We start from the raw sequence: 11,651 nt of genomic DNA, 5'->3' as shown, positions 1-11,651 counted from the left end.
GGCCCAGTGAGCCCAATCCGCCTATCCCGCCGGCGCCACCGGGGCGAACGAGCAGGCCGGCGTTGCCGCCCGCTCCGCCATTACCGCCGTCACCGCTACCGCCGTTGAGTCCGATCAGCACGCCGCTGCCTCCGGCCCCGCCGTGCCCGCCACCACCGAACAGGCTTGCGCCGCCGCCTGCACCGCCGTTGCCGCCGTTGCCGGAACCGGTACCTGGGCGGTACCGCCCGCTCCACCGGCCCCGCCGTGGCCCCATAGCCATCCGCCGGTGCCGCCATTGCCGCCGTTACCGCCACTGCCGGTGAGCGAGTTCCCGCCGGCCCCGCCGGCGCCGCCGGAGCCCAAGAGCAAACTTCCTCAGTACCAGGGAACAGGACGCGAGGTAGGGGGTTTCAGCAAAATTTCTGGCGGGGATACACCGGGTACTTAGCAACCCCCAGCGACCAACTCCGCGAGGACCAACCGCAGCACCCGCACCGCGCCTTCCTTGTCCAACGGGTCGTTGCCGTTGCCGCACTTGGGCGATTGCACACACGACGGGCATCCGCTCGGGCATTCACAGGCTTCGATGGCCGCGGCGGTGGCCGCCAGCCAGATACCGGCCCGACGGAAGCCGCGCTCGGCGAACCCCGCTCCGCCCGGATAGCCGTCGTAGACGAAAACTGTTGGCAGCCCTTCCGGTCCGATCGAGGTGGACAGGCCGCCGATGTCGCCGCGGTCGCAGCTGGCCACCAACGGCAGCAACCCGATGGCCGCGTGTTCGGCGGCATGCAACGACCCGGGAATCCGCGGCGCATCAATCCTATTGCGGGCCAGAGCATCCGGAGCAATCGAATACATGACCGCAGTCGTGGGCAGCACCTGTTCGGGCATATCCAACTCGACGAAGTCGATCACCTCTCCGTTGAGCCGACGGCGCAGATACCCCACAACCTGATGGGCAACGGTCACTGGCACCAGGCCCAGGGTGACGGCGCCGCATTCCAACCGCTCACCGGTTCCGGTCACGTCGATATCGGTGACTTCGCGCGCGAATGTCGCATACCCCGGATCCTCGGTGTGGACGAAGGCGATCCCTTCCTCGAAATCCAGCGAGTCGACGACGTAGCTTTCGCCCTGGTGCAGATACACCGCTCCCGGATGGACGCAAGTCGGTGCCCGGCCCGTGTCAACGCTGCCCAATAGCCGCCCGGTGTCGGACTCCACGATGACGATCTGGCCGCCGATCGAGCCCCGAATGTCCACCGCCGCATGCGGTTCCACCCCCGGGGCCGGGAAGTATTTGCCGCCCCGCCGGCGCAGCAGCCCGTCGTCGACCAGTCCTCGCGCCACCTCCACGGCGTTCAGCGACCGGACCTCGGCCTCATCGAGCGGCAATTCGACTGCAGCGCAGAGCAATTGCGGACCCAGAAGATAGGGGTTGTCCGGGTCGATCACCACCCGCTCGACCGACTTGCCCAACAACGCGGCCGGATGGTGCACCAGATACGTGTCTAACGGATCGTCGCGGGCGACCAGCACCACCAGCGCGCCCTGACCGCGTCGGCCGGACCGGCCGGCCTGCTGCCAGAACGACGCGACTGTCCCGGGAAACCCGGCCAGCACCACCGCGTCCAGCCCGGCGATGTCGACACCCAACTCCAAAGCGTTGGTAGTGGCCACCCCCCGCAACCGGCCCTCGGCCAGCGCGTGCTCCAAAGCGGTGCGGTCCTCCGCCAGATATCCCGCCCGATACGACGCCACCAGGCCGGACAACTCCGGGGCGACGTCATCGAGTCGCGCGCGGGCGCCCAACGCGGTTAGCTCCGCGGCACGCCGCGACCGAACGAACGTCAGCGTCTGTGCTCCCTCGGCCATCAGGTCGGCCATCAGCCGCGCCGCCTCGGCGCCCGCGGATCGTCGAACTGGGGCGCCGTTCTCCCCGGTCAGATCCGTCCGCAGGGCGGGCTCCCACAACGCCACCGTGCGCGCCCCCTGGGGTGACCCGTCCTCGGTCACCTCGGCGACCGGCTGGCCGATAAGTTCCGCGGCGGTCTCGCCGGGGGAGTCCGTTGTGGCACTGGCGAATATCACCGTCGGGCCGCGACCCGGCTCAGCCGAGTACCGGGCGCACAGCCGCAATAGCCGGCGCAGCACCATCGCCACATTCGAGCCGAAAACCCCACGGTAGTAATGACATTCGTCGACAATCAGGTAACGAAGCCCGCGCAGCAGCACCGCCCAGCGGGCATGGTTGCGCAGTATCGATAGGTGGACCATGTCCGGATTGGAGAACAGCCAGCGCGATCGTTCGCGCGCAAAGCGCCGCACCTCGGCGGGACTGTCGCCGTCGTAGGCGGTGGGGGCGACGTCGTTTAGCGGGACGGCGGCAGTCAACGCATGGGCCGCGCGCAACTGGTCGTGGCCCAGCGCCTTCGTCGGCGACAGGTACAGCACCCGGGCGCGCGGATCCGTCGCCAGCGCATTGAGCACCGGCAGCTGGTAGACCAGTGACTTTCCCGACGCCGTGCCGGTGCTCACCACCACGTGCCGGCCGTCGTGCGCCAGTTCGGCGGCCTCGAGCTGGTGCGACCACGGGACGGTGATGCCGCGGTCTACGAACGCGCGAACCACGTTGGGGGCGGCCCAGTCCGGCCAACCGGTTGGTCGGCCAGGTCGCGGCGGCAGCTCGGCGACGTGGCGCAGCGGAGACTCGCCGGGCGGGGTACCGGCGAGTGCAGCGGCGAGCAGTTCGCTGCCGAAACTCGCCATTTACCCACCCTTCGACAACTCGTCCACGACAGAAGTCTGTCGCCGACGCGACGAACATGGTTGACTGATTGCGGTCGCAGCTTCTGTGTTCGTGTCAAACTTTCGCAGGATCGACGTTGCGGCCGCGGTTCCTGCGAGGTTATCGGTCGGGTTAAGTTCCGGCGACTCTGCGAGGTATGGCGGTCGCAGCTTGGCCCGGGGCACCGAGAGGCGGTGCACCGCACCCAGAAGAAAAGGAAAGATCAAGAAATGCCACAGGGAACTGTGAAGTGGTTCAACGCGGAGAAGGGGTTCGGCTTCATCGCCCCCGAGGACGGTTCCGCGGATGTGTTTGTCCACTACACGGAGATCCAGGGTTCGGGCTTCCGCACCCTCGAAGAGAACCAGAAGGTCGAGTTCGAAATCGGCCACAGCCCTAAGGGCCCCCAGGCCACCGGAGTCCGTTCCCTCTGACCCGAGCGGACTCTGACGAACCCCCCGGCGCAATCCCGCACAGCGGGTCGGGCCGGGGGGTTTTCGTTCCTCGGGTGCACCAGGTCGCGCGAGCAGACGCAAAAGCTACCCGAATCGGCCGAAATTGGGGACTTCTGTGTCTGCTCGCCAAGCTTGGCCGGCGCACACCTGGCCGCCGCGCCGGATACGCAGCAGCCGTGGATCGACTCGCTGGCCTACTGTCGGTGGCGTGAGCCAGCTTTCCTTCTTCGCCGCGGAGTCCGTGCCGCCCGCGGTGGACGATCTTTCCGGACTGCTGGCGGCCTCGGGCCAGATCGTCATGGTCGGCACGGGTGCCCGGCTGTCTGTGGTCGTGAGCGAACTGTGGCGAGCCGTCGCTCTCGCCGAAATGATGCGCGACGCCGGCCTGGTCGCTGAGATCGCCCGAACCGACGAGGACACCCCCCTGGTGCGCACCGCCGCGGATCCGACGCTGCGTCCGATCGCCGCCGCCTGGACCCGCGGTGCGGTCAAGACGGTGCCCCCGCGATGGCTGCCCGGCCCGCGGGAGCTGCGGGCGTGGACGCTGGCGGCCGGCAGCCCGGAAGCCGACCGCTATCTGCTGGGCCTCGATCCGCACGCCCCCGACACCTATTCGCCGCTGGCGTCGGCGCTGATGCGGGTCGGCATCGCGCCCACCCTGATCGGCACCCGAGGTGCCCGGCCGGCGTTGCGGATCAGTGGCCGGCGCAGGCTATCGCGCCTGGTAGAGAACGTGGGGGAACCTCCGAACAGCCCCGATGCGTTGGCTCAGTGGCCACGGGTCTGAGGGCCGCCGGCGCTGCTCTCTGGGGTAGCCAGTTTGCGCAGGCGCGCCCAAGGGTGCGAAATTGTCAGGTGCCCACGGGCGAGGGGACGGCGGCGTACCAGAATTTCACCTGAGATTCAGTGCCGGTCTGGCACTCTTCCTACCGGGGGCGGTTCCGTGGGGAGCCAGGATCAGAGATGGAGCGTAACCGCAGTTGGCTGAGCCGAAGACTAGAGGCCCTGGAAGCTCCGGCAGCCGTCGTAGCAGCGGCAACGGGAGCGGCCGGCGACTTGTCATTGTCGAGTCGCCCACCAAGGCGCGCAAATTGGCCGGCTACCTGGGGCCCAGATACATCGTCGAGTCGTCGCGAGGCCACATCCGCGACCTGCCTCGGGCGGCCGCCGACGTGCCCGCCAAGTACAAGTCCGAGCCGTGGGCCCGGCTCGGGGTCAATGTCGACGCCGACTTCGAACCGCTCTACATCATCAGCCCGGAGAAGAAGAGCACCGTCAGCGAACTGAAAGGCCTTCTCAAAGACGTCGACGAACTCTATCTGGCCACCGATGGTGACCGTGAGGGTGAAGCGATCGCCTGGCATCTGCTGGAAACCCTGAAGCCGCGTATACCGGTCAAGCGGATGGTCTTCCACGAGATCACCGAGCCGGCCATCCTCGAGGCCGCCGCCAACCCCCGCGAGCTGGACATCGACCTGGTCGATGCGCAGGAAACCCGTCGCATCATGGATCGGCTCTACGGCTACGAGGTCAGCCCGGTGCTGTGGAAGAAGGTCGCGCCCAAGCTTTCGGCGGGCCGGGTGCAGTCGGTGGCGACGCGAATCATCGTCCAGCGCGAGCGCGACCGGATGGCGTTCCGCAGCGCGTCGTATTGGGACATCGTTGCCACGCTGGACGCCAGCGTGTCCGACCCGAAGGCCCAGCCGCCCACCTTCGCCGCCCGGCTGACCACTGTGGACGGCCGAAGGGTCGCCACCGGCCGCGACTTCGACTCACTGGGTCAGCTGCGCAAAGGCGCGTCCGGTTCGCCGGAGGTCGTCGTCCTCGATGAAGCGAGCGCCATCGCGCTGGCCACGCGTCTGGACGGTGCGCAGCTGACCGTGGCGTCGGCGGAGGAAAAGCCCTACACCCGCCGGCCGTATCCGCCCTTCATGACCTCCACGTTGCAGCAGGAGGCGGGCCGCAAGCTGCGGTTCTCCGCCGAGCGGACCATGAGCATCGCGCAGCGGCTCTACGAAAACGGCTACATCACCTATATGCGTACCGACTCGACGACGCTGTCGGAGTCGGCGATCAACGCCGCGCGCACCCAGGCGCGTCAGCTCTACGGCGAGGAGTACGTGGCCGCGGCACCGCGTCAGTACACCCGCAAGGTGAAGAACGCCCAAGAGGCGCACGAGGCGATTCGCCCCGCCGGTGAGACGTTCGCCACCCCGGGCGCGGTGCGCCGCGAACTCGACGGTGACGAATTCCGGCTCTACGAGCTGATCTGGCAGCGCACGGTGGCCTCGCAGATGGCCGACGCGCGCGGTACCACGCTGAGTCTGCGGATCGAGGGCATGGCCGGCGAGCAGCAGGTGGTGTTCGCCGCCAGCGGCCGCACCCTGACCTTCCCGGGCTTCCTCAAGGCCTACGTGGAGACCGTGGACGAATTGGTCGGCGGCGAAGCCGACGACGCCGAGCGGCGGCTGCCGCAGCTGAGTCCGGGCCAGCGGCTGGCCGCCGTCGAGCTGACGCCCGACGGGCACGCCACCAATCCGCCCCCGCGCTACACCGAGGCCTCACTGGTCAAAGCGCTCGAGGAGCTGGGTATCGGCCGCCCGTCGACCTACTCCTCGATCATCAAGACCATCCAGGACCGCGGCTACGTACACAAGAAGGGCAGCGCCCTGGTGCCGTCCTGGGTGGCATTCGCCGTAACCGGTTTGCTGGAACAGCATTTCGGTCGCCTGGTCGACTACGACTTCACCGCGGCGATGGAAGACGAGCTCGACGCGATCGCCGCCGGCACCGAGCGACGCACCAACTGGCTCAACAACTTCTACTTCGGCGGCGAGCACGGCGTGGCCGATTCGGTGGCCCGCTCCGGGGGTTTGAAGAAACTCGTCGGCATCAACCTCGAGGGCATAGATGCGCGAGAAGTCAACTCCATCAAGCTTTTTGATGACGCCGAAGGCCGTCCCGTCTACGTTCGGGTGGGCAAGAACGGGCCGTACCTGGAACGCACGGTAACCGGCGACAACGGTGAGCCGGCACCGCAGCGCGCCAACCTCGACGACTCGCTCACGCCCGACGAGCTGACCCTCGAGGTGGCCGAGCAGCTTTTCGCCACCCCGCAAGAGGGACGCGTGCTGGGTGTCGACCCACAGACCGGCCACGAGATCGTCGCCAAGGACGGGCGTTACGGGCCGTACGTGACCGAGGTTCTCCCGGAACCGGCGGCCGAGTCCGGTGAGTCCGCGAAGAAGGCGAAGAAGTCCACCGCTGCCAAACCCCGCACCGGCTCGCTGCTGCGCAGCATGGACCTTCAGACGGTCACGCTCGAGGATGCGCTGAAACTGCTGTCGCTGCCCCGGGTCGTGGGCCTGGATCCCGAGTCGGGTGAGGAGATCACCGCGCAGAACGGACGTTATGGTCCGTACTTGAAGCGCGGCAAGGATTCTCGTTCGTTGGCGACCGAAGACCAGATCTTCACCATCACCCTCGAGGAAGCGCTCAGGATCTACGCTCAGCCGAAACGTCCTGGGCGGCAAAGTGCTTCGGCTCCACCGCTACGTGAACTGGGCACCGATCCGGCGTCGGGCAATCCGATGGTGATCAAGGACGGGCGGTTCGGGCCCTACGTCACCGACGGTGAGACCAACGCCAGCCTGCGCAAGGGTGACGACGTCGCGACGATCACCGACGAACGCGCCGCCGAACTGCTGGCCGACCGACGGGCCCGCGGCCCGGTCAAGCGGACCGCCAAGAAGACCACCCGCAAGGCACCTGCTAGGAAGGCCGTCAAGCGGTCTTAGTCGGGTTCGCAAGTGAACCAACAGCTCTGGCTTCTCGACGCCCGCCCGTATCTGACCGGACCTCAGTACGCCACTTGACGCGCTGAGTCCCGGGCCGTGCCAATCAGGCGGAGCCGGCCCGTCTTTCAGCGACAAGCCAAGGTGTGCAAGGGATTTGTCGCTGAAACGCGGGCGCCCAGAATATCCGGGAACCGCAGACCCGTGGAGGCTCATGTGGCTGAAGTGGCAGGTCCATCGAGCTCAGGGCACCAGGTCGGCGCTGTCCGGCGCGTAGGCACTGCTCTGCCACACCATCCCGGCGCCGGCCAGCGCTGGTGCCAGCTGACTGCGGGACTGTAGTCCGAGCTTGCGGTAGGTGTTGGTGAGATGGACCTCGACGGTCCGCAGGTTCAGGAAGAGTCGTTGTGCGATCTCGCGATTGGTCTCATTGCCAGCGGCGAGCCGGGCAACCCGCAATTCACTGACGGTGAACGCAGCGGGGGTACGTAATCCAGTTGGTAGTAGTGCTTTGCGTAGCTCTCGAGTGCCCGCCACGGGAAGAGTTGAATCCTGAAACGACCAGACCGAACCGTCGCCCAGAAGCATCGAGCCACCCGTACCGCCCATCGCGCGGTGGATGTCGCGGATGGCCGGCTGCCAGTGCAGCGGACTGACGGCCGCCGTGTAGATGCCGTGTAGACGCCGGCTACCAGGCGCGAAAAGTCGGCAATCGTAACCATTGCCCGGCCCACGACTCGCCGCACTGTACCCGCATCGGGAAACTTCCTCGCTGTGAATCTTTAGGTTTAGGAAGATCGCTGTGAGTCTCCTAGGTCCAACCGGGTGAAAGCCCAATCAGCGGCATGTACCACGGCAAGGGCGACCTCGGCGAGTACCTCTGGCGATTGGCCGAGAAATCACCGACCGTCACGCCCCACCGGTTCATCGCCGACGGCGACACGGTGGTCGTGTTCAGCGACGCCACCGTTGGCGGCGAAACCAGTCAAGACGTCGAGGTCTACACGCTGCGCGACGGCAAATCGGTACGGGTGCAGGAGTACGGGGACACGGCGAAGATGGAGCGGCAATACGGCAAGAAGCCGGTCGCGGCCGGCTAGCCGGGAACGTCGCTGGAAACCTCTTCGGGCGCAGCAAGATTCAGCGGCCTGGCCAACTGGGTGGGTGCGGTGCGCCCCCGCAGCTCGACGACTTCGGCGACATCCCAGCACAACGCCTCGGCATCGAGCGCGCCGCTGACCGCGACGGCCGACGCCAGCACGTGGCCCGCTTCGAGCTTGGCCAGTTCGGTGAGTCGTGCTGCCTCGTTGACCGGGTCGCCGATCACCGTGTACTCGAAGCGGGCTTGCGCGCCGATGTGGCCGGCGATGGCCCGTCCGGCCGACACCCCGATTCCGAACTCGGCCGATCCCAGCACCGGAATGAGTGCGTCGTGCAGTTCCCGCGCGGCGCATAACGCGGCGCCGGCACCGTCGGGGTGTTCGATCGGCGCGCCGAAGATCGCCAGCGCGGCGTCGCCCTGGAATTTGTTGACGAACCCGCCGTGCCGGCCGACGGTGTCGACCACCACCTGGAAGAACTCGTTGAGCAAATGAACCACCTCGGCGGGCGGTCGCGTGGCCGCCAGCTGGGTGGAGCCCACCAGGTCCACGAACAACACCGCCACGTCGCGTTCCTGACCGCCCAACTCGGTGCCGCGCTCGATGGCGCGGCGGGCCACGTCTTCGCCGACATAGCGACCGAACAGGTCACGCAGCCGCTGCCGCTCGGACAGGTCCCGGACCATGTCGTTGAAGCCGGCCTGCAGCAAGCCCAGCTCGCTGGCGTCATAGATCTGCATGTGGGCGTTGTAGTTGCCGCGCTGTACCTCGGAGAGGGCCCAGCGCAGCTGGCGCAGCGGATCGGCGATCGACATGGCCACCAGCAGGGTGCTGACGAATCCGATGCCCAGCGCCGCCAGCGCCAGCAACAGGATGGGATCGAACAGCTTCTCCGGTGCGGTGTGCAGCAACGCTATCTTGTCGGACACCACCGCCAGCACGATCGCCAGCAGCGGCACTGCGGTGGACAGCACCCAGGCCAGCATCAAGCGCAGGATGACGCCGGGTGTCCGCAGGTTTTCCGGCACACCGCTGCGCAGCGCGGCCACCGCGACGGGCCGCAGGACCCGCTCGGACTGCAGGTAGCCGATGATCGCGGTCGCGGCGGCCCCCAGCGCCGTGGCGACCGCGACGACGGGCACGGCGTAGCGGGCCACCGACCAGCTGGCGACGATGAAGACCACGCTTCCGATGGCCCACACCACAAGGCTGATCACGGTTCGGTAGAAGGGCATGCGTAATACCCGCCTGCGGGCCAGCTCGGTGGCGGCCGGATCAGCCTCGGCGAGCAGATTGTCGCGGCGCTGCCATCGGAAAACCGGTACCAGCAGTTTGAAATTCGCCGCGACCCCGGCGAAAAACACGACGTGCGCCGAAAGTACGAAGACGACCAGGTTGAGGCGCGGCAGGTCCTGCAGCTGGATCCGATCACCGGGTGGCAGGCCGTAGCGCAGGAAGCCGAGGACGAAGAGCGCCCCGATGATGTCGGACTGCAGCATGCTCAGCGAAAACACCGGCCACGGGGTGCGCACCACCCACCGGGCGAACGCGCTGATCCGCCCGGGCAATGCTGCCACGGTAGCCACGAGCCCACCGTATCCGGCGGTGGTGACTGGCCGGAAACTTACGGCGGCTCCGGCACGTCGCCGCTGACCGGTCGAAGCGCCGAAAGGTTACGGGAAGGTCGCGAAACGGCGGCCAATCGGTCTCTGTCGGCGCGGACTAATAATGTGCACCAATGATGTCTGGGGTGTTTACGCGGCTGGTAGGCCAGGACGCGGTGAAAAACGAGCTGATCGCCGCCGCCAGGTCGGCTCGTGGTGACAACCGTCACAGCCTTGCCGGCGACGGAAGTATGACACACGCGTGGCTGATCACCGGTCCACCGGGTTCTGGCCGGTCGGTGGCGGCATTGTGCTTCGCGGCGGCGCTGCAGTGCACCGGCGATCCCGAGGACGGGGGTCCCGGATGCGGACGCTGCCGGGCCTGCATGACGACGATGGCCGGCACCCACGCCGACGTCCGACGCGTCATTCCCGAGGGCCTGTCCATCGGCGTCGCCGAGATGCGGGCCATCGTGCAGATCGCGTCCCGGAAGCCGACCACCGGACACCGCCAGATCGTGCTGATCGAGGACGCCGATCGACTGACCGAAGGCGCCGCCAACGCGCTGCTCAAGGTGGTGGAGGAGCCGCCGGCATCGACGGTGTTCCTGCTGTGCGCGCCCTCGGTGGACCCCGAAGACATCGCGGTGACGCTGCGATCCCGATGTCGGCATGTCGCGCTGGCGACGCCCTCGACCGCGGCGATCGCCCAGGTGCTGGCCGACAGCGACGGTCTGGACACCGAAACCGCGGCCTGGGCGGCGTCGGTCAGCGGCGGTCATGTGGGACGGGCCCGGCGGCTGGCCACCGACCCGGAGGCCCGGCGGCGACGGGAGCGGGCGCTGGGGCTGGCGCGCGACGCCGTGACGCCGTCGCGCGCCTACGCCGCTGCCGAGGAGCTGGTAGCCGCCGCCGAGGCCGAGGCGCTGGTGCTGACCGCGGACCGGGCCGAGGCCGAGACCGAGGAGCTGCGCACGGCGCTGGGGGCCGGCGGCACGGGTAAGGGGACCGCCGGGGCGATGCGCGGCGCCACGGGCGCTATTAAAGAGCTGGAACGACGCCAGAAATCCCGTCACACCCGCGCCTCGCGGGATGCGCTGGACCGGGCACTGATCGACCTGGCGGGCTATTTCAGGGATGCGTTGCTGGTGTCGGCGAACGCGGCCACGGTAGCTGCAAATCACCCGGACATGGCCGACCGGGCCGCGGCGCTGGCCGCGCATGCCACACCCGATCGGCTGTTGCGTTGCATCGAGGCCGTGTTGGCCTGCCGCGAAGCGCTGGCGATCAACGTCAAACCGAAGTTCGCGGTCGACGCCATGGTGGCCACCATCGGCCAGGAGCTTGGGTGATTTTGCCCGCCTGCCGTAGACTCGTGCCGCCCGGCGCGATGGCGCCAGCAGGTACAGCCGCCTTAGCTCAGTCGGTAGAGCGATTCACTCGTAATGAATAGGTCGGGGGTTCGATTCCCCCAGGCGGCTCCATCTAGCAGACAGGGAATGCGCAGCCCAGGGCTAGTGAGGGAGTGAAGCTTGCGGCGACCCGTTCATCCCGGCGTGGCCGAACAGCCCGGCCAGGCCCGCAAGGCCGCCATGGCCACCGAATGTGCCGTTCCCGCCGTTGCCGCCGTTACCGATGAACCCGGCGTTGCCGACGAGCAACCCACCGTTGGCGCCGTTGCCCCCGGCACCGCCAGCCCGCGTGCCGGTAGCGCCGTCGCCGCCGTTACCTCCGGCGCCGCCGTTGCCACCGTTGCCGCCGTTGCCGCCGTTGCCGACCAGCTTGGCGGCACCGCCAGCACCGCCAGCACCGCCGGCACCTGCGAGGCCGCCCTTGTAGATTCCGGGCAAATTGGTCCCGCCGGCGCCGCCCGTCCCACCGGCCCCGAGGAACCCGGCGCCGCCCGTGCCGCCGGCACTGCCTGCGAC

The 11,651-nt window shown here is 68.0% G+C and carries 9 protein-coding genes, 1 tRNA gene and 1 pseudogene; 6 read left to right on the top strand and 5 right to left on the bottom strand.

Going from position 1 to position 11,651, the window contains the following annotated elements; genetic code table 11:
* Positions 1 to 114 precede the first annotated feature (114 nt).
* Positions 115 to 351, bottom strand: coding sequence for a hypothetical protein (locus EET03_RS30470; RefSeq protein WP_208649133.1), 237 nt, complete (start codon positions 349 to 351; stop codon positions 115 to 117).
* Between the two features lie 75 nt (positions 352 to 426).
* Positions 427 to 2,751: a DEAD/DEAH box helicase gene (locus EET03_RS25220; RefSeq protein ID WP_075542664.1), complete on the bottom strand. Its 2,325-nt coding sequence runs from the start codon at positions 2,749 to 2,751 to the stop codon at positions 427 to 429.
* A gap of 249 nt (positions 2,752 to 3,000) precedes the next feature.
* Between EET03_RS25220 and cspA the strand changes: the two genes are divergently transcribed.
* The 3 genes from cspA to topA all read left to right on the top strand — a co-directional run bounded on the left by cspA (position 3,001) and on the right by topA (position 7,022).
* Positions 3,001 to 3,204, top strand: coding sequence for a cold shock protein CspA (gene cspA / locus EET03_RS25215; protein ID WP_007772268.1), 204 nt, complete (start codon positions 3,001 to 3,003; stop codon positions 3,202 to 3,204).
* A gap of 229 nt (positions 3,205 to 3,433) precedes the next feature.
* Entirely contained in the window at positions 3,434 to 4,012 is a 579-nt protein-coding gene (locus EET03_RS25210) for a hypothetical protein (RefSeq protein WP_075542665.1), read from the top strand.
* Between the two features lie 193 nt (positions 4,013 to 4,205).
* The gene (topA, locus tag EET03_RS25205) at positions 4,206 to 7,022 is read left to right on the top strand and encodes a type I DNA topoisomerase (protein ID WP_075542666.1); all 2,817 of its coding nucleotides are present in this window, start codon (positions 4,206 to 4,208) and stop codon (positions 7,020 to 7,022) included.
* Positions 7,023 to 7,262: 240 nt separating this feature from the next.
* Here the strand turns inward: topA and EET03_RS25200 are convergent, their stop codons facing one another.
* On the bottom strand, positions 7,263 to 7,556 hold the full coding sequence (locus tag EET03_RS25200) for a helix-turn-helix domain-containing protein (RefSeq protein WP_244232525.1): 294 nt from the start codon (positions 7,554 to 7,556) through the stop codon (positions 7,263 to 7,265).
* Positions 7,557 to 7,855: 299 nt separating this feature from the next.
* Here EET03_RS25200 and EET03_RS25190 point away from each other — a divergent pair, with 299 nt between their 5' ends.
* A complete protein-coding gene (locus EET03_RS25190) occupies positions 7,856 to 8,119 on the top strand; it encodes a nuclear transport factor 2 family protein (RefSeq protein ID WP_341868772.1) in 264 nt (87 codons plus the stop codon).
* Here the strand turns inward: EET03_RS25190 and EET03_RS25185 are convergent.
* A complete protein-coding gene (locus tag EET03_RS25185; protein WP_075542668.1) occupies positions 8,116 to 9,705 on the bottom strand; it encodes an adenylate/guanylate cyclase domain-containing protein in 1,590 nt (529 codons plus the stop codon). The two genes, EET03_RS25190 and EET03_RS25185, sit on opposite strands and share 4 nt — an antisense overlap.
* Positions 9,706 to 9,860: 155 nt before the next feature.
* Here EET03_RS25185 and EET03_RS25180 point away from each other — a divergent pair, with 155 nt between their 5' ends.
* Both EET03_RS25180 and EET03_RS25175 read left to right on the top strand, forming a co-directional pair.
* Positions 9,861 to 11,075 (top strand): DNA polymerase III subunit delta', encoded by a 1,215-nt coding sequence (locus EET03_RS25180; RefSeq protein WP_099194276.1) that lies wholly within the window; start codon positions 9,861 to 9,863, stop codon positions 11,073 to 11,075.
* 56 nt (positions 11,076 to 11,131) lie between these two features.
* Positions 11,132 to 11,207, top strand: a tRNA-Thr gene (locus tag EET03_RS25175).
* A gap of 30 nt (positions 11,208 to 11,237) precedes the next feature.
* Here EET03_RS25175 and EET03_RS30465 read toward each other — a convergent pair.
* Positions 11,238 to 11,651, bottom strand: a pseudogene (locus EET03_RS30465) (PE family protein); the annotation flags it as partial.

Source organism: Mycobacterium innocens, assembly GCF_900566055.1.
GTDB classification, from domain to species: Bacteria; Actinomycetota; Actinomycetes; order Mycobacteriales; family Mycobacteriaceae; genus Mycobacterium; species Mycobacterium innocens.
Note: the sequence above shows the minus strand (reverse complement) of the source record. Positions and strands in the feature narration are given on the sequence as shown.